Raw genomic sequence first — 20735 nt, forward strand, 5'->3', positions numbered from 1 at the left:
GTTCAGATAGGCGCCTGCTCTCTGCACCAGCCCTCCCCAGTGGCTTTGCGGTAGATATGAAATCGTTTCAGCCTTTATCCTTGTCGCCCCCGCCGTACCGCGTTACTGGAGTCCCGCCATGCCCCATGAAGGCAATCTGTTGCAAGCCGCCGTCGTCTTTCTCTTCGCTGCGGTACTCGCCGTGCCCCTCGCCAAACGCCTGCAACTGGGTGCCGTGCTCGGTTATTTGTTTGCCGGGGTGATCATCGGCCCGTCGGTGCTGGGCCTGGTCGGCAATCCGCAGAGCGTCAGCCATATTTCCGAGCTGGGGGTGGTGCTGCTGTTGTTCATCATCGGTCTTGAGCTGTCACCACGCCGCCTGTGGGTGATGCGCAAATCAGTGTTCGGCGTCGGTCTGGCGCAGGTGTTGCTGACCGGTTCGGTGATCGGCGTGCTGGCGCTGTCGGTGTTCGGCCAGACGCTCAACAGTGCCATCGTGCTTGGGCTCGGGCTGGCGCTGTCGTCTACCGCGTTCGGCCTGCAGAGCCTGGCCGAGCGCAAGGAACTGACCAGCCCCCACGGGCGTCTGGCGTTCGCGATTCTGTTGTTCCAGGACATCGCCGCGATCCCGCTGATCGCCCTGGTGCCGATGCTCGCTGGCGTCGAACACCACACCAGTACCGCCGACGATGTGCGCCACAGTTTGCAGGTCCTCGGCAGCATCGCTGTGGTGGTGATCGGCGGGCGCTATCTGCTGCGTCCGGTGTTCCGCGTGGTGGCGAAAACTGGCCTGCCGGAGGTGTCCACCGCTACCGCATTGCTGGTGGTGATCGGCACGGCCTGGTTGATGGACCTGGTGGGTGTATCGATGGCGCTCGGGGCGTTTCTCGCCGGCCTGCTGCTGGCGGATTCGGAATATCGCCATGAGCTGGAAGCGCAGATCGAACCGTTCAAGGGCCTGCTGCTCGGGCTGTTTTTCATCAGTGTCGGCATGGGCGCCAACCTCAGTCTGCTGCTCAGCACGCCGCTCACGGTGCTGGGCCTGACGCTGCTGTTGATCGGCCTGAAGCTGCCGCTGCTGTTTGTGGTCGGCCGGCTTGCGGGCGGGTTGAACAAGGTCAGCGCCGTTCGCCTCGGTATCGTGCTGGCGGCGGGCGGTGAGTTTGCTTTCGTGGTGTTCAAGATCGGTCGCGATCAGGGTCTGTTCGAGCCGCAGCTGTATGACCTGCTGGTGCTGACCATCACCCTGTCGATGGCCGTCACCCCGCTGCTGCTGTTGATCTGCGCGCGACTGGTCAGCCCCAAGGTGCAACCGGTGGAAGTGCCGGAGAAATTCCGTCAGATCGACACCGAAACCCCACGCGTGGTGATCGCCGGCATGGGCCGGATGGGGCAGATCGTGGCGCGGATCCTGCGCGCGCAGAACATCAAGTTCGTGGCGCTGGACACGTCGGTGGAAACCATCGAGCTGTCGCGCAGTTTCGGCGGTGTACCGGTGTTCTACGGCGACCCGATGCGCCCGGAAATCCTCAGTGCGGCCAAAGTCGAGGAAGCGGAATATTTCGTGATCGCCACAGACGATCCGGAGACCAACATCAAGACCGCCGAAGTCGTGCGCAAGCTTTACCCGCACATGAAAATCATCGCCCGCGCACGTAACCGTCAGCACGTTCACCGACTGGTGGATGTCGGCGCCGAGGCGGTGCGTGAGACGTACTACTCCAGTCTGGAAATGAGCCGCCGCACGCTGGTCGGCCTCGGTCTGACCCAGGCCCAGGCCGATGCGCGGATCAAGCGCTTCAAGCACCACGACGAACAGGTGCTCGAAGCCCAGCACGCGATCTACGACGACGCGGCCAAAGTCCTGCAGACCGCCCAGGAAGCCCGGGCGGAACTGGCGCGGTTGTTCGAATCGGATCAACTGGAAGAGGAATCGCGCAAGGCTTGATACCCCTCCCAAGCGCCGATGCGGGAGCCGGCCCGGGTTCATGACCGGGCCGACGCATTCGCGGGCAAGACAGTTGCTCTCACATTATTCCGGGTTGCTCCCGAATCCCGTATCAGGCACAGCCCTTGTGGGAGCGGGCTTGCCCGCGAAGAGGCCGGCACATTCGACATTAGTGCTGGATGAGATCAGGCCATTTCCAGTGCCCGCTCCTCCCTCGCCGATGCGCTTTCAAAGCGATCCGCCAAAAACGGCGTGATGTCCAGCGGCAGCGGTTCATCGTTGACCAGTTTGTCGAGCAACACCCCGGTAATCGCCGACGTCAGCACCCCGGTGCGGAAGTGCCCGCAGGCGTTCAAGTAGCCGTCCACCCCGCGCACCGGCCCGAGAATCGGCAGTTCATCCGGCGACCCCGGGCGCAACCCTGCCCAGGTGCGCTTGAGGTTGATGTCCGCCAGTTCCGGCAGGCAACGCACCGCGCCCTGCACCAGACCGGCGATTTCCGGCCAGGTGGTGGTGACGTCGAAGCCTTTGTCTTCAGTGGTGCTGCCGATCAGGATTTCGCCGTTGTCCTTCTGCGCCATGTAGCAATCGCTGGTGGTCAGGCAGCCGTTGAGGATTTTCGGCAGGCGTTCGGTGAGCAGGATCTGACCCTTCACCGGTTTCACCGGAATCCGCACGCCGGTGGCCCACTCGCTCAGGTCCGCCGCCCAGGCACCGGCGGCGTTGATCAGGGTCTTGCAGTGAAACACCCCCGCTTCAGCCGTCTGCACCCCGGTCACCCGCGTACCGTGATGCAACACCCCGGTGACGTTGGTGTTGACGAACATCTCCACGCCGTTCTGCCGGGCACCCTCGGTGTAGGCATCGGCGAGACGGAACGGGCTGACCTGGTGATCGCAGAGAAACTCCAGCGCACCGCGCGCCTCACGGCTGACGCTCGGCTCCGCTTCACGCAACGCCGCCTGATCGAGCCAGCGCACCTGATCGGCCAGGTGCGGAATGCAGCCGACAATGTGCTCGGCATACATCTGGTCTTCTTCGTCGTAGATTACGAATTTGAGCCCGGTCTTCTCGAACTTGAAATCCATCCCGTGGTTGTCCAGCAGTTCACGGTGCAACGCCGGGTACAGCGCGTTGGACTGCAAGGCGAAGTCGAAGAACGACGGCGGCAGGATGTGCGGCGTACTCGCGTCCACCGCCACCGCCGCGCCCTGGGTCGCGCGTTTGCGGTTGGCCGACATCATGCGGAAGAAAATCACCCCGCAACCCAGGCCCACCGACTCACCGATGGCCCACAAGCCGCCGGCGGAGGCGCGGGTCGCATTGCCCGGACGCTTGGCGTCGATCAGCGCGACTTTGAGATCCCTGCGCTTGGACAGTTGATAGGCAATGGACGCGCCGATCACGCCGCCTCCGGCGATGACCACATCATAAAACTTACTCATGGGAAACGGCCTCCGTGCCGAGGGACTGGAACGCGGAAAAAGGGATCGGATCAACCGGGAAGCGCGGCCGCAGCCAGCCGACATCCTGTCGACCGGTGGCCTGGCGCAGACGGTCGCTGCAATAGCCGACGCACATCCGTCCCTGACAGTCGCCCATGCTTACGCGGGTGCGCATTTTCAGGCTGGCGATGTCTTGCACACCCTGCTCCAGCGCCCGGTCGATGTCGGCGCGGGTTGCGTGCTCGCAGCGGCAGATCACCGTGTCGGCCGCCGGCAATGCGGTTTGCCCGACGCCGCGTCCGGTGTAGCGATCCACCGCTGCACGAAAGCGCACGATGGATTTGAGTTTGCCCAGGTAACGGTCGCGGCGAACCCGCGCCAGCTCCTCTTCCAGCACGCCGCGTTGCAGCAGGATCGAGGTCGCGGCGATCTTGCCGGCGAGCATCGCCGCTTCACCGCCGCGAATCCCGCCCATGTCGCCGGCCAGATGCACGTGCGGCTCACTGCTCTGCTGCCAGATATTGGCGTGGGCGCGCAGATAGCCGTCGTCGCTGAAGCCGTGATCCAGGCCCATTTGCTGGCTCAACTGGGTACGCGGAATGAAGCCGTAGCCGACCGCCAGGGTCTTGGCCTCAATGCGTTCGAGCCGGGACAGATCCGCCTCCCACGTCGCCGAATACGGCGCCACGCTGACGCTGCTCAACTCGCCATCACCCCGAGCCTCGACCACACCCCAGCCGTAGTTCATCGGGATGCCGTGCAGTTTCAGGTAGGTGAGCATGCTCAAGCCGTCTAGGAACAATTGCGGCTTGTTCAACAGCGCCAGGCTCTCGCGGGCGATCTTGCCGAAAGCGCAGGCCTCGTAGACGCCGGCGACGCTGACGCCGGAGGCGTGCAACTGACACGCCACCAGCGGCAACAGCGGTCCGGTGCCGGCGATCACCACCGGCCCTTGCGGCTTGACCACGCCGCTCTTGATTTGCAGTTGCAAGCCACCGAGCAGGATCACCCCCGGCAGGGTCCAACCAGGAAACGGCACGCTGCGCTCATGGCAACCGGCGGCCAGCAGCAACTGCGGGTACTCGATTTCATGCAGGCGTTCATCGCCGTCCAGCACCACCAGCGAGCGCGTGCCTTCGGCACCGACCACCCGATGATTGAGGCGCACGTCGATCAACCCGGATTGCGCCTGGAAATCACCGTGCAGTTTGCCCAGCGCTTCGGAATAGCGCGGTCCCAGGTAATCCAGCTGCACGCCGTCGCGCAACGGCCCGCGATAGACCACGCCGCCAAGGCGCGAGGCTTCTTCGAGCAAGGTACAGCGCACACCATGGCGGGCCAGTTCGATGGCAGCCGCCATTCCCGCCGGGCCGCCGCCGACGATCACCGGATACAGGCTCATGGCGCCTCCTGCTCGTTGATGCGGTTGACCCGGGTTTCGATGTGCATGCCCTCGCGCACCACGGTCTGGCAGGCGCGGCGCTTGTGCCGGCCATTGATCTTCACCAGACAGCACTGACACACGCCCATGCCGCAATAGGCACCGCTGACCTGGTTGTGATCGTTGCGCGCGACCTGGCGCACACCGAGGGACTGAATGACGCTGAGGACGGTTTCGCCGATGGCGGCGGTGACCGGTTGACCGTTGATGTGTACGGTCATATCCGCCTGTGTCAGAGGCTGGATATCAAAGGTTCTTTCTAGGCAGTGCATTGCGATGTTCATCCGTGAAGGTTCGGTTGAGGTGGTGTCAGCTCCTTGCTGCACTACATCTTGTCGACGTTTTTATTGCTGTGGTTTGGGTGTCGACGCGGGTACTCCCGTCAGCGCAACAAGGTGCGCGTGAAGCACTGTAGTTCATACCTCAGCAAAGGCCTGGATCATTCACGTTAGGCGATCGCGCCGGGGGGAATATTGATCCAGGCCAGTGAAAGCAGTCGGATTGTTCAACGATCAGTTGGAGAAAACGAACTGTCCCTTGATCTTTTTCGGTCCGATGAAACCCAGATCAGGGAACAGCAGGTTTTTCAGCCAGGCAACGAAGAACACCATCGCCAGCGTAATCACCACCCCGATCACCGTCCCCGTCGGGTCCTCGGCGTAACCCTTGAACATCCGTGGCACCTGGCTGATCGACAGAATCACGTAAGCGGTATAAGCCTGCGCCATGTTCCGGTGGAAGCCCCAGACAAACAGCAAGGGCACGCCTCCAGCAAACAGGCCCAGCCCGATGGCGAAACCCGGGCTGATGGTCAATCCCAGAAAATAGCCGGCCACCAGACCGATAAGCGCCTGGACGTAAGTCAGCCCGAGCAGGATTTTTATCTTGCCGGCATGCCGGTCCAGCAACTGCGGATCCGGACGCGAGCCGATCAGATAAGCCAGGGCCTTGTCCTTGAGCGCGCCACCGGACAGCGCCTGGAAAGTCTCGGTCTTCGAGCGCCCGGCGCCGAGCATTTCGCCAACCTGGCGTCTGATTTCCTTCTTGTCCAACGTACTCATCCTTAAAAACAGGTAGAAAGCGGCCAATCCACTTCCGGCAGTGATTCTCCCTTCTGCCCTCCCGGAAAGCAAAAAGCCGCTTGCACCCGAAAGTGAAAGCGGCCGAGGCCCGTGCCTCAAGGGATCAGTGTACGAACAGGGCGATCAGAATGATGATCGGGATCGGCACGCCGAGGAAAAACAGCAGTAGTGAACGCATGGTCATGCTCCTTGATTAACGGACGGGGGTCGTCGTGGTGTAGGTTTCGACTTCGACGTACTCGACGGCATCCCGGCGGCGACCGCCGAAGGTAGCGGCGAGGCTGGCAAAGAAAGCACCGGCCAACAGCGCGACAAACATCCACAGCGTTGTCACGGCAGCGACTTTGGCGGCGGTATCGGCCGCTTGCTGGGCCTTCACTTTGGCGTCGGCAATGGCTTTCTGGGTACGGGCATAGATTTCATCGACACGACGTTCGGCATCGGCCTGCGACAGGTTGGTCCGTTGCGCCACCAGTTGCGCGAGGTAGGTACGGTCCTCGGCGCTGAGCTGACCGTTGGCCAGGCTCTGGGCGAAGATCCGGGTCACGGTGCCACGGGCCGCGTCATCGCTGACGGCAGCCGGACGGTCATCACGGAACAGGCTGTCGACGAAGTAACCGTACTGATCGCTGTCGGTGTTGGCCGCCGCCGTACCGGCTGCCTGGGTCATCGCGCTGGCGGCACCACCGGCAACACTGGCTCCGGCCTGCACCCCGCCACTGACGATGCTGCTGACCGAGCCGACCACCAGCGTCGCGGTCACCAGCGTCGCCACACACCAGGCCAGGAAACCATGGGCGGTGTCGCGGAAATACACCTCGTCACCGTGCATGTTGGCCCACTTCACCCGCAGCCGGCCGGCGATGTAGCCACCCGCGCCGGAAGCGATGATCTGCGTGGCAGCCAGCCAGACAATCGTCGAAATGCCCAGGCCCTTGGCACTGACGCCCTCCCCGGCCCATGGAGAAACCGCTGAGAAGCCCAGGCCGAAGCCGAGCAGCACCAGAATCATCGACAACGCCGCAGCCGCTGCGGCACCGGCGAAGATCGCGCCCCAGGACACCCCTGAGACGTCACTCGACTCACCTTCAAAGGCAGGATAAAACCCATCAGAGGATCTATTCATTGTTGTTCTGCTCCCGGCAGGAAAAATGGTGTTACAACTCGTCGAGAGATGAATTGCAGTGACCGTGCCAGACGCAAAACTTTAATAAATCCTTATTTTTCAATCAGTTAAATAAACTGAACTTCCTGTGACCATGCAAATTGCAACAATCCGTCAATAACAGCGGGTTTTATGCATTGGCCAAAAGCCTGTCATTTACGTTTGTAGCTTTTGTTGCCGCCAGGCGTCAGGCAATACACACCGCCACGCGGCCCGGTGCAAAAAGAACCCGTGCCGCAGGCGCAACCGTCGTTGCTCTGTAGAAACTTTTGCGGACGTGCATCAGTTCTCTCGCCAAACATCGCGGCGCAGCTTTTTTTCGAGCCGCTGATCGAGCCGTCATTGCACAGAAACAGATCACCATCGCAGCGATCGATACCACCCTTCTTCCCGGAACACGGGGTGTTCGCCGCCATGGCAGACAGGCTGAACAGGGCTAGCAATAATCCGGTCACTGGCATCCAGCCACAGCGAATCAACGTACGCACCACACCACTCCTGGTTGAAATTATGGCCAGATGATATCAACGATCCGCACAAATAAATCCGCAACCTCGGCAAATGGCAGCTACAACATGAAAGTTAATTTAAAGCGACAGCGCAAAATCTTGGCAAAATGCTGCCATTCCGTTTGAACCGATCAGCAGGGCCGCCCTATGACTCGTATCTTGACCATCGAAGACGACGCCGTGACCGCGCGGGAAATCGTTGCCGAACTGAGCAGCCACGGCCTCGACGTGGATTGGGTCGACAATGGCCGCGAAGGCCTGGACCGCGCCGTCAGCGGCAACTATGACTTGATCACCCTTGACCGCATGCTGCCGGAGCTGGACGGTCTGGCCATTGTCACCACCCTGCGCACCATGGGCGTGGCGACGCCGATTCTGATGATCAGTGCGCTGTCCGATGTCGATGAGCGAGTGCGCGGCCTGCGCGCCGGTGGTGACGATTACCTGACCAAGCCTTTCGCCACCGACGAGATGGCCGCTCGGGTCGAGGTGTTGCTGCGGCGGCAGAACAGCGGCGGCACGCAACCGACCACCCTGCAAGTGGCGGATCTGCAACTGGACCTGATCACTCACGAAGCGCGGCGCGCCGAGCAGGTGCTGACGCTGTTGCCGACCGAGTACAAATTGCTGGAGTTTCTGATGCGCAACAGCGGCCAGATCCTCTCGCGGATGATGATTTTCGAAGAAGTCTGGGGTTATCACTTCGACCCCGGCACCAACCTGATCGACGTCCACATCGGTCGCCTGCGCAAGAAGATCGACCCGCCGGGCAACGTCCCGCTGATCCGCACCGTTCGAGGCTCGGGTTATGTCATTGCCGAACCCGTCTGACGGCTGGCGTTCCTCCAGCAGCCGGCTGCTGGCGCTGTACAGTTCGTTGTTCGTGGCCTGGAGCGCGATCCTCATGGGGGTCATGTATTTCGAGGTGTCCGCCTACCTCGACAACCTCGCCAAGCACTCCTTGATGCAACGCCAGCACCTGTTCTCGCACTTTCAGGGCGATCAGCTGGAAGAGGCCCTGGCCGCGAGCATGACGTTCGACATTCGCGGCATCGACGCCTACGGCCTGTTCGATGCGCACGGCAATTACCTCGGCGGTGCGTTGCAGCAGATCCCCGAAGGCCTGGCGCTGGACGGCAAGATTCACACCCTGGCCGATTGCGCCGACTCCGATGACCCGACCCTACCCGCTGACAGTTGCGATGCCATCGCCACCCACACCCGCGACGGTCGCTGGCTGGTGTTGCTGCGTGACAACGGTTCGCTGTTCGCCGTGACCCGGATCATCCTGCATGCGTTGTTCTGGGGCGTTTCGCTGACGATCCTGCCGGGAATCGCCGGTTGGCATCTGTTGCGTCGCCGACCGCTGCGGCGGATCCGCGCGATCCAGGCCAGCGCCCAGGCAATCGTGGCCGGCGATCTCACCCATCGCCTGCCGCTGTCCAATCGCCGGGATGAGCTGGACATGCTCGCCGCCATCGTCAACGCCATGCTCGAACGCATCGAGCGCCTGATGAACGAGGTCAAAGGCGTCTGCGACAACATCGCCCACGACTTGCGCACCCCGTTGACCCGTCTGCGCGCGCAGCTGTATCGCATGCAGCAGCAGGCTGGCGAAGGTTCCCAGGAGGCGACCCAACTGGATCTGGTGCTGGCCGAGGCGGATACGCTGATGGCGCGGTTTCGCGGGTTGTTGCGGATTTCCGAGCTGGAAGATCGGCAGCGGCGCTCAGGCTTTGTCGAACTGGACCCGGTGTTGTTGCTTGAAGAACTGCACGAGTTCTACCTGCCACTGGCCGAAGAAGACGAACTGCGGTTCGAGCTGAACATGCCGGAAACCCTGCCGCGCCTGAACGGCGACCGGGCGTTGCTGTTCGAGGCCCTGGCGAACCTGTTGAGCAACTCGATCAAGTTCACGCCGGCCGGGGGCACGGTGATTTTGCGTGGGGTCAATGATGGCGGGCATACCCGGATCGAAGTACATGACTCAGGTCCCGGCATTCCCGCCTCGGAGCGCGAAGCGGTGTTCCAACGCTTCTACCGCGCCGAGGGTGGACAGCTGAAAAACGGCTTTGGTCTGGGATTGTCGATCGTCGCCGCGATTGTCAGCCTGCATGACTTCAGTCTCGATGTCGGCAGCAGCGAGCTGGGCGGCGCGAAACTGGTGCTCGATTGTCGGCAGAGCCTGATCTCGCAATCCTGAAGTTCACCCTCCCGTGTGGGAGGGTGATCACCGATCAATCAGGCCGGGTAATTGGCCCGCAACGCCTCAAGACCGCCCTGATAGATGCCGCTGAACAGCGCCACCACTTCCTCGTCGCTCACGCCCTTGGCATTGAAGCGGCCCGACCAGGTCACCCGTGCGCCCTGCCCCAGGGCTTCGACTTTCAGGGTCGACAGATAGTCAGTGGCCGGGAACGGCGCTTGCAGGATCGAGTAGCTGTAGGTTTTCGCCGCGTCATCGAACGCTTGCAGGCGCTCGATCACCACGCCGCCGTCGGCGGTTTGCAGCGAACGCACGCGCCCGCCTTCGCTCAGTTCGCTTCGGGGAATGAACGGCAGCCAGTCCGGCAGCGAGTTGAAGCCGCCGATCAATTGCCAGACCTGCTCGGCCGAAGCCGGGATATCGATAAATGCTGATGCAGTTGCCATGAATAAACGTCTCTGGGTAGAAATTCAGGTTCAGATTGCCAGGCTGTCGACCACGCCACCGTCAACGCGCAGCGCGGCGCCGGTCGTGGCCGAAGACAGCGGTGAAGCGATGTAGGTGACCAGATGCGCGACTTCCTCGACATCCGCCACACGCTGGATAATCGACGTCGGACGGGCCTTGCGCACAAAGGCGTCGGCCTCGTCACGCAGCTCACGGCCGGACTCGGCGGCGGCCCCCTGGAGCATCTTTTGCAGACCGTCGGTGAAGGTCGGCCCCGGCAGGACCGAATTGACCGTCACCCCGGTACCGGCCAGGCGCTTGGCCAGACCATGGGACACCGCCAGGTTGGCGCTTTTGGTCACGCCGTAGTTGATCATGTCGGCCGGTGTCGCCACGCCGGATTCCGAGGACAGGAAAATCACCCGGCCCCAGCCCTGCTCGACCATGGCCGGCGTGTAATGCCGCGCCAGACGTACCCCGGAGATCACGTTGATCTCATAGAAGCGCGTCCACTCACTGTCCGGCGTTTCGAAGAAGTCCACGTCGTTGAAGATCCCGAGGTTGTTCACCAGGATGTCGGCCTTCGGCTCCGCCGCGAACAGTGTCTGCGCGCCTTCGGCGGTGCCCAGGTCGGCCGTCAGACCACGCAGTTGCGCACCCGGCACCTTCTGGCGAATGCTCGCCAGTGCCTCGTCGACCTTGGCGCTGGTGCGGCCGATCACCACCACCGTGGCGCCGGACTCGGCCAGCGACCGGCTGATGCCCAGGCCGATGCCGTCGGTACTACCGCTGACGATTGCGAGTTTTCCAGTCAAATCGATTTTCATGCTTTCACCTCGTCGATTGGCAATGGTGCCCGTTCCGACACCAGGTTCGCTTCACGCATGGCCTGCCAGAAACCGGCCGGGATCACCGCCGACAGCGCCGCCACATCTTCAGCAATCCGCCCCGGTTTGCTGGCGCCGGGAATCACCGCCGCCACCGCCGGATTGGCCAGGGAGAATTGCAACGCCGCTGCCTTTACATCCACACCATGGGCCGCCGCGAGCGCTTTGATCCGCTCGACTTTCGCAATGATCTGCGGGCTGGCTTTCTGGTATTCGAAGTGCGCGCCACCGGCCAGGATCCCCGAGCTATAAGGGCCGCCGACAACGATTTCAACGTTTTGCGCCCGTGCCGAATCCATCAGACGCTGCAAGGCGCGGTCGTGATCCAGCAGAGTGTAGCGGCCGGCCAGCAGAAAGCCGTCGGGTTGCGCTTCGCTGAGGTCGAGGGTCAGTTCGCACGGCTCGACCTTGTTCACGCCCAGGCCCCAGCCCTTGATCACGCCTTCTTCACGCAGACGGGTCAGGACCTTGAACGCACCGGTGCGCGCCTGGTTGAAATACTCCAGCCATTGATCGCCATAGAAGTCCTGGGCGATGTCGTGGACCCAGACGATGTCGAGACGGTCGGTCTTCAGACGTTTGAGGCTGTCTTCGATCGAACGCAGGGTGGCGTCGGCACTGTAATCGTTGACGATCTTGTTCGGCCGGCCGTGTTCGAACACGCCGCTTTTCTCGCCCAGATCCCGGGCAGCGGCGTCTTCGACTTCATCGAGAATCACCCGGCCAACCTTGGTGCTGAGCACGTAGTCATCCCGTTTGTAGCGGGACAACGCCTCGCCCAGGCGGATTTCCGAGAGGCCCGAGCCATAGAACGGCGCGGTGTCGAAATAACGCACGCCGGCCTCCCACGCCGCGTGTACGGTGGCTTGTGCTTCGTCTTCCGGGATTGCGCGGAACATGTTGCCCAGTGGTGCGGTGCCGAAGCCCAGTTGGCCGGGCAGTTTGTCTTTCAAGCTCATGATGATTTCCTCGTAGTGTCTTGGCCGTGATCGACCGTTGGGCAGATCCTAGATTGCGACCTCAAGACCGTCCAAGACATAATGCGCAGCACTTGAGTCCCTGAAGGTCTGACATGCTGGATATTCGCCAATTGCGCTATTTCGTGGTGGTCGCCGAGGAAGAGCACGTCGGTCGTGCCGCCGAGCGCCTGCACATTTCTCAGTCGCCGCTGAGCCGGCAGATCGCCCAGCTCGAAGAGCGCCTCGGCCTGACCCTGTTCGAACGCAGCCAGCAACGCATCCGCCTGACCCGTGACGGTCAGACGTTCCTTGCCGAAACCCGCGCCCTGCTGACCCACGCCAATCGCCTGGAATCCCTCGGCAAACGCCTGGGCCGTGGCGAGGAAGGCGGCTTGTGCATCGGCTACATCGAAAACGCCATGCACGCCGGGGTGCTGCCCAATGCGTTACGCGTGCTTCGGGTGGATCGGCCCAACGTCCACGTTGCGTTGTACAACCTGAGTTCCGCCGAGCAACTCGAAGGCCTGCGTCAGCGTAGTCTGGATATCGCGCTGGTCAGTGAGCCGCCGACGACTGACGACCCCGACCTGCTGGGTTTCCAGGTCCTGGACGACCCGATGCTGCTGGCGTTGCCGGAACAGCATCCGCTGGCACAGCGGGCCGCGCTGAGCCCGGAGGATCTGGCCGGTCAGGAGTGGATCGGTGTGCAACCGCGCCAGGGCGCCGACGATGAGTTTGTAAGCGCGTGCATCCGTGCCGGGTTCACCCCGGATGTGCGCATGCAGGCCACCGAGCCGTTTACCGCCCTCGGGTTGGTCGCTTCAGGGCTGGGCATCGCGATGATCCAGAAGGGTCTGAGCCATAACGCGCCGCCGGGCGTGGTGCTGCGCGAGGTGCCTTGGCTCGCGTTCACCACGCCGCTGTGGGCAGCGTGGCACCGGATCAATTTGCGCCCGTTGGTGGAGACGTTTCGCAAGGTGCTGACGGACCCCAACCCTCAGCCTCTTCCAGAGGGTGAGGGTTGGGGGATATTGGATGAGCGTCAGGCCACGATCACCGCCCCTTCGCCAGCTCCATGATCATCCTCGACAACAGATAGATTCGCGGCGCCACGCTGTCGACTTCGGCGTACTCCTCGGGGGTATGGATATTGCCGCCGACGATCCCGAAACCGTCCAGCGTCGGCGTCCCGACACCGGCCGACAGGCTGGCATCCGCCGCCCCGCCGCTGCCTTCTTCGGTCAGTTTGCGGCCGATTTCACCGTAGATCCCCTGCGCCATGGCCATCAGACGATCGGACTCCGCCGTCTGCGGCATCGGCGGCAAGCCGCGTTGCAGGCTGGTGATGACGGTGGTGTCGGCAATCAACTTGTCCTGCGACACCCGCGCCAGGTCTTTCTCGATCCGGTCGAACTCCTCCGGCACCGCCGCGCGCACGTCAGCCTTGGCCATGGCCTGATCGGGAATCACGTTGGTGCGATCGCCAGCCTTGAGCACGGTGAAATTGATCGTGGTTTTCTTCGCCTCGTCGCCCAGCTTGCCCAGTTGCAGAATCTGGTGCGCCGCCTCCATTGCCGCGTTGCGCCCCAATTCCGGCGCGACCCCGGCGTGAGCCGCTTTGCCCTTGACCTCGACCAGCGCCGTGGCACTGCCCTTGCGCCACACCACCAGGCCATCGGCCGGACGGCCCGGCTCGAGATTGAGGGTGACGTCGTGCAGCTTCGCGGTTTTCTTGATCAGGTCGGTGGCGACGTCCGAACCGGTTTCTTCGCTGGCGTCGAGCAGAAAGGTGATTTGCGCGTAATCCTTGAAATCGAGGTTCTTGAGGACTTTCAGCGCATAGATACCGGCAACGATGCCGCCCTTGTCATCCATCACCCCAGGCCCGTACGCCCGGCCATCCTTGATGTGAAACGGCCGCTCGGCAGCGGAACCCTCCTTGAACACCGTGTCCATGTGCGCCATCAGCAGGATTTTCGCCTTGCCGGTGCCCTTGAGGGTGGCGAGAACGTGGTTGGTTTTTTCCGGGGTATTGGGCACCCGTTCGATGGTCGCACCGAGCTTTTTCAACTCGTCGATGGCGATCTCGCTGACCTGCTTCAGACCCGGCTCATAACCGGAGCCGGAGTCGATATTGACCAGGCGTTCCAGCAGTTTCAGGGCTTCGGGCTGGTACTGCTCGGCATCGGCAAGGACTTGTTTGTGGGGTTCGGAAAAAGCGCTGGAGGCCGTAAAGGACAGTGTCAGGCCGAGGCCGGCGGCCAGCAGGGAACGCGGGATATTGAGCGTCATGAATCGATCCTTGTTTCGTGTCGTGAGGCTCTGAACCGTACCGTACATCGCGCCGAGGCTCTACACCGGATGCGACATTCCCCGGATTGATACCGCACTCCCAGGCTCCGTGGGAGTGGGCTTGCCCACGAATGGGCCGGCACAGGCAATATCTTCATCGACCGACCTGCCGCCTTCGCGAGCAAGCCCCACAAGAAGACTTTCGGGGGGATCAGACCGAGCCGAGCACTTCGCGCCGGGGTTTGCCGGCACTGCAGCAGATCACCCGGTTGCGCCCGGTTGACTTGGCTTCATACAGCGCGAGATCAGCGTCGTTGAGCCATAAGGTGGCATCGCCGTGGGACGCGTCGAGCACCGCCAGGCCAATGCTCAGGCTGACTTTCAGTGCCGGGCTCTGTTCGTAGCCCAGCGCGGAAAAACGCTCACGCAATGCTTCCATGCTCTGGGCGGCATTGAACAGCGGCAGTTCTGGAAGGATCACGCAGAACTCATCACCACCATAACGTCCGGCCACATCACTGGCCCGCAGGTTCTGCTTGAGCATCTTGCTCAACTGGCGCAGGACAATGTCACCGGCCACATGGCCGTAGGTGTCGTTGATGGTTTTGAAATGATCGATGTCGATCAGCGCGATAGCTGCGCCTTTCTGCTCGCGCTTGCAACGCTGGAACTGGATTTCCAGCTGATCCTTCCAGGCGCCGTGATTGAGTAAACCGGTGAGGCTGTCGGTGCGACTCAACGCCAGCAATTCACGTTTATGCCGGCCCAGGGTGTAAGCCTGACGGAAACAGATCCAGCCCAGCGCCAGCGGATACAGCATCAACAACGGCAGGCAGGCGTAGAGTTGCGAAGGCGTGGTTGCCGGGATGAATGCCGGCGCAAACACCACCAGCCCCACCCCGACGCCCAACAACTGCGCCGCCGCGCCGGCCAGCAGAAAACGCAGGCCGCCAATGGCAACATTGTTCATCGCCATCATCGAAACGGTCGTGGCACTGGGCAGCGGATTGAAATGCATGGCGGCGACCCAGAAGCCGCCGAGAAAGGCGTCGATCAGCAGATTGCGGTGTTCGGCGTGGTAAGGAACCCTCGCCCGGCGCGCCCATTGAAAGGCCAGATGCGGCCAGAGCAGGCCGTTGAACAGCATCAGCACCCAGACCCACACGGGCGGGTCGAGCGGGTACATGGCAGCGCCCACACACAAGAGCCCGAGGACCAGCCCGAGCGTTCGCGATGTATACAGCCTCCTGGCCAGTGAAAGTCCCTTTCCTCCTGTTTTTCCCATAGGAGCCTCTACCACTCGGCGCGACGGCGCGTACTGCAAAACCGACTGCTGGGAGTCTAACAGGGCAACGTTAAACCGCCATCACCGGCCAGCGGGCCGAATACCCCGCCATCACCACCCCACACCGGGCAAATGTTTGGCTATACATGAATGTAGGAAAACGGAAAAACGACTATAAGAAGGAGGCCCATGCACACCTATCGAGTGTTGATCATCGGCAGCGGTTTTGGCGGCCAGTGCGCGGCGGTCAACCTGCTCAAGGCCGGCATCGACGATTTTCGCTTGCTCGAGCGGCGGGACTTCTTCGGCGGCACCTGGTGCCAGAACACCTACCCCGGCGCGGCGGTAGACGTGCCTTCGCCATTGTATTCGCTGTCTTTCGCGCCCTATCGCTGGACGCAGATGTTCGCCGGCCAGGCAGAACTGCACCGCTACACCGAATACGTGGCCGAGCGTTTCGGCTTGCGTGAGCGGGTCGAGTTACAGACCAATGTCGAACGCCTCGAGTGGGACGACACACAAAAGCGTTGGGCCGTACACACGGGCACCAAGGGCACTTTCTATGCGCAATTCGTGATCAACGCCAGCGGGCCGCTGAGCCAACCGGTCATCCCACACTTCCCTGGGCAGGAACGCTTTCAGGGCAAGACTTTTCACACAAACAATTGGGATCACAGCTACGACTACCGGGATAAACGCGTGGCGATCATCGGCAGCGGCGCCAGCGCGGCACAGGTGATTCCGGCGATTGCCCCGGATGTCGAACACCTGCACGTCTTCCAGCGCACGCCACACTGGGTCTTGCCCCGGGCCGACCGCACATTCGGTGGTTTTCAGCGCTGGCTGCTCGGTCTGAAACCGGCCTACAAACTGTTGCGCTGGCTGCTCTATTGGCAGTTCGAGACGCGGGTCATCGCCTTCAAATACTCAAGACCGGCAGTTCATCTGGTGCAGCGCCAGGCCCTGCGCTTCCTCAAACGTCAGGTGCCTGACCCGCAAATGCAACGCAAACTGACACCGGACTTCACCATCGGCTGCAAGCGCGTACTGGTTTCCAGCACGTACTACCCGGCGCTGACCCGGCCCAACGTGACCCTGCACAGCCGCGAGCAAGGCATCGCGGCCCTCGATGAAACCGGCATTCTCACGGCGGACGGTCAGCACGTCGATGTTGACCTGATCGTCTGGTCGACCGGTTACGACGCCACCGACGGGGTGATTTCCTACCCGGTCAGCGGCAAGAACGGCGTGCAGCTGCGCGACGTCTGGGCACAATTTCCGCGCGCCTACCTCGGCACCAGCCTGCCGGACTTTCCCAACCTGTTTATCGTCACCGGGCCGAACACCGGGATTGGCCACACCTCGGCGCTGTTCATCATCGAATCGCAGATGAACTACATCCTCGACTGCATCCGCACCTTGCAGGCCAAAGGCCTGCGCAGCATTGAAGTTCGCCCCGAAGCAGAACGTACCTACACTCAGATGATTCACCGGGAGATGGAGCGTACGGTCTGGAAAACCGGTGGCTGTCACAGCTGGTATCAGAGCAAAAGCGGTCATGTGATCGCGATATTTCCGGGCTTCAGTTTCAGCTTTTACCGGTTGACCCGGGCGCTGAAACCGGCTGACCACATTCTGTCTTGAGCACGTAAAAGGAAGACGTCGATGCTTTTACTGTTTGTCGCCCTCGCAGTTTTCGTGGCCTGGAGCTGGTTGAGTTATCCGGCGGTCGGCCATTGGCTCTATGACCTGAGCATGGCGCTCGAGGCCAAGTTGTATCGTCTGCACAAAATTGAAGTGCCGATCGCCGAAATGTCCGTTTCGACCTGGCAAGGCGGGCCATACGAAGCGTCGAGCAGCATCCTGATGCTCCACGGCTACAGCGCCGAGAAGAACCTGTGGCTGCGCTTCGCCCGGCACTTTGTCGGGCATTACCGGGTGATCATTCCGGATCTGGCCGGCCACGGTGAAACCGGCTTCAAGGCCGGAGGCGGCTACGACATTGCGGTACAAGCCAAACGAATGATCCAGTTGCTGGACGTCTGCGGCGTCGAAAAAGTGCACGTGATCGGCAACTCGATGGGCGGCTACATCGCCGCGTGGCTGGCGGCGAACTACCCCGACCGGATCGCCTCGGTGGCCCTGATCGACCCCGCCGGCGTCACCGCGCCGGAGCCCAGCGACATGGAACGCCACCTGGCACGCGGGCATAACCCGTTCCTGATCAATTCCCGGGAGGAATTCCGGCGCTTCTACGCGATGACCATGGCTACACCGCCGTGGGTGCCCGGCCTGGTGCTGGACGCCATGGCCCAGCGTTACGAGCAGCAGCGCGACGAACTGGAAGAGATCTTCCGTGATTTCCGCGCCAGCCCGCCGATGGAGCCGCAACTGCCCAACATCAAATGCCCGGCGCTGCTGCTTTGGGGCCGCAAGGATCGCCTGATCGACGTCAGCAGCGTACCGGTGTGGAGCAAGGGCATCGTCAATTTGCGGGTCGACGTCTGGGACGGTGTCGGGCACATGCCGATGGTCGAGCAACCCGCCAACACCGCGCGGTTGTATCGGGACTTTTTGAGCACTGGCGCACGATGAAATAAGCACGGGATCAGTCGTTGGCAGAATGAAGTTCGTAGGATTCTTCGTTTGCCCGCGCAGGAGAAGGCTGCGATCTTTCCTCCATCCTCTACGTGACCGTGCCAGGAATTTTTTTCATGACCGTGCAGCCGTTCATCAGCCCCGACCTGATCCGCCAACGCTTCTCCAAAGCGATGTCCGACATGTACCGCGAAGAAGTGCCGCTGTACGGCGCACTGATGGAACTGGTCGAACAGACCAACCGCAATGTGCTGGAGCGCGATCCGAACGTCGCCCGGCAACTGAACAGCACCGGCGAAATAGAACGCCTGGACATGGAGCGTCATGGCGCGATCCGGGTTGGCACCGCCGCCGAACTCGCCACCCTCGCCCGCCTGTTTGCGGTGATGGGCATGCAACCGGTGGGCTATTACGACCTGACTCCGGCGGGCGTTCCGGTGCACTCCACGGCATTCCGTGCGGTGCATGAAGATGCCCTGCAAGTCAGCCCGTTCCGAGTGTTCACCTCGCTGTTGCGCCTGGAGCTGATCGAGGCTCCCGAGCTGCGAGCCTTCGCAGAGTCGGTGCTGGAAAAGCGCTCGATCTTCACGCCGCAAGCACTGCGCCTGATCGAACAGGCCGAAAGCGCCGGTGGCCTGACCGAGTCCGAAGCCTGGGAATTTGTCCTGCAAGCCCTGGAGACTTTTCGCTGGCATCACAGCGCCACCGTTACCGCCGCGCAGTACCAGAGCCTCAGCGCCCAGCATCGCCTGATCGCCGATGTGGTGGCCTTCAAAGGCCCGCACATCAACCACCTGACGCCCCGCACCCTGGACATCGACACCGTACAGACACAGATGCCCCTGCATGGCATCACCCCCAAGGCCGTCATCGAAGGCCCGCCGCGCCGGCAGTGCCCGATCCTGCTGCGCCAGACCAGTTTCAAGGCGCTGGACGAGCCGATCGCCTTCACCGACCAGGCGCAGACCCGTGGCAGCCACAGCGCCCGTTTCGGTGAAATCGAACAACGCGGCGCGGCGCTTACGCCCAAGGGCCGTGCGCTGTACGACCGCTTGCTGAATGCCGCTCGCGATGAACTCGGTGACTTTCCCAACGAAGGCAATGCCCTGCGCTATGACGCGCTGATGACTCAGCACTTTGGCGAATTTCCTGACAGCCTTGAGGGCATGCGGAAACAGGAGCTGGCGTATTTTCGCTATTTTGTGACGGAAAAAGGCCAGACGGCGGGTCGCCAGGGTGATGCGTCTGTGGAGGATCTGGTGAGTAACGGCTATGTGAAAGCTGAACCACTGGTGTACGAAGATTTCCTGCCAGTCAGTGCGGCAGGGATTTTTCAGTCGAACCTCGGGGATGCAGCGCAGGCCCACTATGGCGAGCATTCCAATCGCCAGGCCTTCGAACAGGCACTGGGGCGTTCGACGATCGATGAGTTGGGGTTGTATGCCGAGACGCAGCGGCGGTCGATCGAGGAGTGTCTGGCGCTGCTGAGTCGTTGAAGTAAGAAAGATCGCAGCGTTTAGCAGTTCCTGCATTGAAGTTCGGTCCCTGCAGGAGCTGCCGAAGGCTGCGATCTTTGGCTTTCTAAAACGTCAACGTAACCGCGACAGCAATGCCAACGCAGTCTCTTCGGATGACGCCGGATTCTGCCCGGTCAACAGCAACCCGTCTTCCACCGTATAACTGACCCAGTCCTCAGCTTTGGAATAAATCCCGCCCTTGGCCTTGAGTTCATCTTCCACCAGAAACGGCACGACATCGGTCAATTGCACCGCGTCTTCCTCACTGTTGGTGAAGCCGGTGACGCGCTTGCCCTTGACCAGTGGCTGACCATCGGCCCCCTTGACATGACGCAGCACGCCGGGCGCGTGGCAGACCGCCGCCACCGGTTTGCCGCTGTTGTAAAACGCCTCGATCAAGGCAATCGAGTTTCGGTCTTCGGCCAGGTCCCACAACGGTCCATGGCCGCCGGGGTAGAACACCGCGTCGAAATCCGCTGCCTTGATCGTCTCGAGCCTGACTGTCGAGGCCAGGGCCGACTGGGCGGCGGAGTCCTTGCGAAAACGCTCGGTGGCGTCGGTTTGCGCATCGGGTGCATCGCTCTTCGGATCGAGCGGTGGCTGGCCGCCCTGGGGCGACGCCAACGTCAGTTGAGCGCCCGCGTCCTTGAACACGTAATACGGTGCGGCGAACTCCTCCAGCCAGAAGCCGGTTTTTTTGCCGGTGTCGCCCAGTTGATCGTGGGAAGTCAGAACCATCAGAATTTTCATATCGTTCGTACTCGGTTTGAGGAATGTTCAAACGCTCAACGGCGCGTGAGTGATTGACCCTTTTGCCCACGGGTTCGTTTCACCCGGTCGAATGCTGGCATCAGGCCGTGATGCGCAAGAAGTTGCGCAACAGTTTCCCGAACAAGCCGGTCAGAATCGCTGGAAGCCTTGTGGCTCAAGGCTTCCAGCCAAGTGCGCAAGAAGTTGCGCAGTACTGCGCAACTT

20 protein-coding genes are annotated in these 20735 nt (G+C 61.9%); 7 read left to right on the plus strand and 13 right to left on the minus strand.

Features of this window, described 5'->3' with window-relative positions; all coding sequences use genetic code 11:
- The first annotated feature begins 118 nt into the window (after positions 1 to 118).
- Positions 119 to 1927 carry a monovalent cation:proton antiporter-2 (CPA2) family protein gene (locus tag N8H74_RS22255; RefSeq protein ID WP_262150316.1) on the plus strand — a complete coding sequence of 603 codons (1809 nt, stop codon included), beginning with the start codon at positions 119 to 121 and terminating at the stop codon, positions 1925 to 1927.
- Positions 1928 to 2112: 185 nt separating this feature from the next.
- Here the strand turns inward: N8H74_RS22255 and hcnC are convergent, their stop codons facing one another.
- The 6 genes from hcnC to N8H74_RS22285 all read right to left on the minus strand — a co-directional run bounded on the left by hcnC (position 2113) and on the right by N8H74_RS22285 (position 7548).
- Positions 2113 to 3372, minus strand: coding sequence for a cyanide-forming glycine dehydrogenase subunit HcnC (hcnC, locus tag N8H74_RS22260; RefSeq protein WP_262150318.1), 1260 nt, complete (start codon positions 3370 to 3372; stop codon positions 2113 to 2115).
- On the minus strand, positions 3365 to 4774 hold the full coding sequence (gene hcnB / locus N8H74_RS22265) for a cyanide-forming glycine dehydrogenase subunit HcnB (protein WP_262150320.1): 1410 nt from the start codon (positions 4772 to 4774) through the stop codon (positions 3365 to 3367). The genes hcnC and hcnB overlap by 8 nt, the downstream gene beginning before the upstream one ends.
- Positions 4771 to 5085, minus strand: a complete 315-nt coding sequence (hcnA, locus tag N8H74_RS22270) for a cyanide-forming glycine dehydrogenase subunit HcnA (protein WP_262150322.1) — start codon at positions 5083 to 5085, stop codon at positions 4771 to 4773. Before hcnA ends, hcnB begins: the two co-directional genes overlap by 4 nt.
- A gap of 240 nt (positions 5086 to 5325) precedes the next feature.
- Entirely contained in the window at positions 5326 to 5865 is a 540-nt protein-coding gene (locus N8H74_RS22275; RefSeq protein ID WP_217834057.1) for a hypothetical protein, read from the minus strand.
- Positions 5866 to 6088: 223 nt separating this feature from the next.
- Positions 6089 to 7021, minus strand: coding sequence for a hypothetical protein (locus tag N8H74_RS22280; protein ID WP_217834056.1), 933 nt, complete (start codon positions 7019 to 7021; stop codon positions 6089 to 6091).
- Between the two features lie 191 nt (positions 7022 to 7212).
- The gene (locus tag N8H74_RS22285) at positions 7213 to 7548 is read right to left on the minus strand and encodes a hypothetical protein (RefSeq protein WP_262150351.1); all 336 of its coding nucleotides are present in this window, start codon (positions 7546 to 7548) and stop codon (positions 7213 to 7215) included.
- Between the two features lie 168 nt (positions 7549 to 7716).
- Here N8H74_RS22285 and N8H74_RS22290 point away from each other — a divergent pair, with 168 nt between their 5' ends.
- Together N8H74_RS22290 and N8H74_RS22295 are read left to right on the plus strand one after the other, a co-directional pair.
- Positions 7717 to 8400 (plus strand): response regulator transcription factor, encoded by a 684-nt coding sequence (locus N8H74_RS22290; RefSeq protein ID WP_217834055.1) that lies wholly within the window; start codon positions 7717 to 7719, stop codon positions 8398 to 8400.
- A complete protein-coding gene (locus tag N8H74_RS22295; RefSeq protein WP_217834054.1) occupies positions 8378 to 9772 on the plus strand; it encodes a HAMP domain-containing sensor histidine kinase in 1395 nt (464 codons plus the stop codon). The genes N8H74_RS22290 and N8H74_RS22295 overlap by 23 nt, the downstream gene beginning before the upstream one ends.
- A gap of 38 nt (positions 9773 to 9810) precedes the next feature.
- Here N8H74_RS22295 and N8H74_RS22300 read toward each other — a convergent pair whose 3' ends face one another.
- The 3 genes from N8H74_RS22300 to N8H74_RS22310 are packed head-to-tail and all read right to left on the minus strand — an operon-like array spanning position 9811 to position 12068.
- Positions 9811 to 10221, minus strand: coding sequence for an SRPBCC family protein (locus N8H74_RS22300; protein ID WP_217834053.1), 411 nt, complete (start codon positions 10219 to 10221; stop codon positions 9811 to 9813).
- Between the two features lie 30 nt (positions 10222 to 10251).
- Complete coding sequence (locus tag N8H74_RS22305; protein WP_262150326.1) at positions 10252 to 11049, minus strand: SDR family oxidoreductase; 798 nt, start codon at positions 11047 to 11049, stop codon at positions 10252 to 10254.
- Positions 11046 to 12068 (minus strand): aldo/keto reductase, encoded by a 1023-nt coding sequence (locus N8H74_RS22310; protein ID WP_262150328.1) that lies wholly within the window; start codon positions 12066 to 12068, stop codon positions 11046 to 11048. The genes N8H74_RS22305 and N8H74_RS22310 overlap by 4 nt, the downstream gene beginning before the upstream one ends.
- Positions 12069 to 12181: 113 nt before the next feature.
- Here N8H74_RS22310 and N8H74_RS22315 point away from each other — a divergent pair, with 113 nt between their 5' ends.
- Entirely contained in the window at positions 12182 to 13147 is a 966-nt protein-coding gene (locus N8H74_RS22315) for a LysR substrate-binding domain-containing protein (protein WP_262150330.1), read from the plus strand.
- On the opposite strand, the gene N8H74_RS22320 is transcribed toward N8H74_RS22315, so the two are convergent.
- Together N8H74_RS22320 and N8H74_RS22325 are read right to left on the minus strand one after the other, a co-directional pair.
- Positions 13122 to 14360, minus strand: a complete 1239-nt coding sequence (locus N8H74_RS22320; protein WP_262150332.1) for a M20/M25/M40 family metallo-hydrolase — start codon at positions 14358 to 14360, stop codon at positions 13122 to 13124. The genes N8H74_RS22315 and N8H74_RS22320 overlap by 26 nt on opposite strands.
- 211 nt (positions 14361 to 14571) lie before the next feature.
- Positions 14572 to 15645: a diguanylate cyclase gene (locus tag N8H74_RS22325; RefSeq protein ID WP_262150334.1), complete on the minus strand. Its 1074-nt coding sequence runs from the start codon at positions 15643 to 15645 to the stop codon at positions 14572 to 14574.
- Between the two features lie 189 nt (positions 15646 to 15834).
- Between N8H74_RS22325 and N8H74_RS22330 the strand changes: the two genes are divergently transcribed.
- From N8H74_RS22330 to N8H74_RS22340, 3 genes are all read left to right on the plus strand, one after another.
- The gene (locus N8H74_RS22330) at positions 15835 to 17289 is read left to right on the plus strand and encodes an NAD(P)/FAD-dependent oxidoreductase (RefSeq protein ID WP_262150336.1); all 1455 of its coding nucleotides are present in this window, start codon (positions 15835 to 15837) and stop codon (positions 17287 to 17289) included.
- Between the two features lie 21 nt (positions 17290 to 17310).
- The gene (locus N8H74_RS22335) at positions 17311 to 18240 is read left to right on the plus strand and encodes an alpha/beta fold hydrolase (protein WP_262150338.1); all 930 of its coding nucleotides are present in this window, start codon (positions 17311 to 17313) and stop codon (positions 18238 to 18240) included.
- A 119-nt stretch (positions 18241 to 18359) separates the two neighbouring features.
- On the plus strand, positions 18360 to 19739 hold the full coding sequence (locus tag N8H74_RS22340; protein ID WP_262150339.1) for a VOC family protein: 1380 nt from the start codon (positions 18360 to 18362) through the stop codon (positions 19737 to 19739).
- A gap of 93 nt (positions 19740 to 19832) precedes the next feature.
- On the opposite strand, the gene N8H74_RS22345 is transcribed toward N8H74_RS22340, so the two are convergent.
- Complete coding sequence (locus N8H74_RS22345) at positions 19833 to 20510, minus strand: type 1 glutamine amidotransferase domain-containing protein (protein WP_262150340.1); 678 nt, start codon at positions 20508 to 20510, stop codon at positions 19833 to 19835.
- A 35-nt stretch (positions 20511 to 20545) separates the two neighbouring features.
- Positions 20546 to 20735, minus strand: a 190-nt coding sequence (locus tag N8H74_RS22350) for a hypothetical protein (RefSeq protein ID WP_262150341.1), incomplete at its 5' end; no start/stop codon positions are given.

Origin of the sequence: Pseudomonas sp. B2M1-30 (assembly GCF_025447575.1) — a bacterium.
GTDB classification, from domain to species: Bacteria; Pseudomonadota; Gammaproteobacteria; order Pseudomonadales; family Pseudomonadaceae; genus Aquipseudomonas; species Aquipseudomonas botevensis.

Coding starts and splice junctions, on each gene's coding strand:
- N8H74_RS22255 (WP_262150316.1), top strand. CDS start 119: ATGCCCCATGAAGGCAATCTGTTGCAAGCCGCCGTCGTCTTTCTCTTC.
- hcnC (WP_262150318.1), bottom strand. CDS start 3,372: ATGAGTAAGTTTTATGATGTGGTCATCGCCGGAGGCGGCGTGATCGGC.
- hcnB (WP_262150320.1), bottom strand. CDS start 4,774: ATGAGCCTGTATCCGGTGATCGTCGGCGGCGGCCCGGCGGGAATGGCG.
- hcnA (WP_262150322.1), bottom strand. CDS start 5,085: ATGCACTGCCTAGAAAGAACCTTTGATATCCAGCCTCTGACACAGGCG.
- N8H74_RS22280 (WP_217834056.1), bottom strand. CDS start 7,021: ATGAATAGATCCTCTGATGGGTTTTATCCTGCCTTTGAAGGTGAGTCG.
- N8H74_RS22290 (WP_217834055.1), top strand. CDS start 7,717: ATGACTCGTATCTTGACCATCGAAGACGACGCCGTGACCGCGCGGGAA.
- N8H74_RS22295 (WP_217834054.1), top strand. CDS start 8,378: ATGTCATTGCCGAACCCGTCTGACGGCTGGCGTTCCTCCAGCAGCCGG.
- N8H74_RS22300 (WP_217834053.1), bottom strand. CDS start 10,221: ATGGCAACTGCATCAGCATTTATCGATATCCCGGCTTCGGCCGAGCAG.
- N8H74_RS22305 (WP_262150326.1), bottom strand. CDS start 11,049: ATGAAAATCGATTTGACTGGAAAACTCGCAATCGTCAGCGGTAGTACC.
- N8H74_RS22310 (WP_262150328.1), bottom strand. CDS start 12,068: ATGAGCTTGAAAGACAAACTGCCCGGCCAACTGGGCTTCGGCACCGCA.
- N8H74_RS22315 (WP_262150330.1), top strand. CDS start 12,182: ATGCTGGATATTCGCCAATTGCGCTATTTCGTGGTGGTCGCCGAGGAA.
- N8H74_RS22320 (WP_262150332.1), bottom strand. CDS start 14,360: ATGACGCTCAATATCCCGCGTTCCCTGCTGGCCGCCGGCCTCGGCCTG.
- N8H74_RS22325 (WP_262150334.1), bottom strand. CDS start 15,645: ATGGGAAAAACAGGAGGAAAGGGACTTTCACTGGCCAGGAGGCTGTAT.
- N8H74_RS22330 (WP_262150336.1), top strand. CDS start 15,835: ATGCACACCTATCGAGTGTTGATCATCGGCAGCGGTTTTGGCGGCCAG.
- N8H74_RS22335 (WP_262150338.1), top strand. CDS start 17,311: ATGCTTTTACTGTTTGTCGCCCTCGCAGTTTTCGTGGCCTGGAGCTGG.
- N8H74_RS22340 (WP_262150339.1), top strand. CDS start 18,360: ATGACCGTGCAGCCGTTCATCAGCCCCGACCTGATCCGCCAACGCTTC.
- N8H74_RS22345 (WP_262150340.1), bottom strand. CDS start 20,510: ATGAAAATTCTGATGGTTCTGACTTCCCACGATCAACTGGGCGACACC.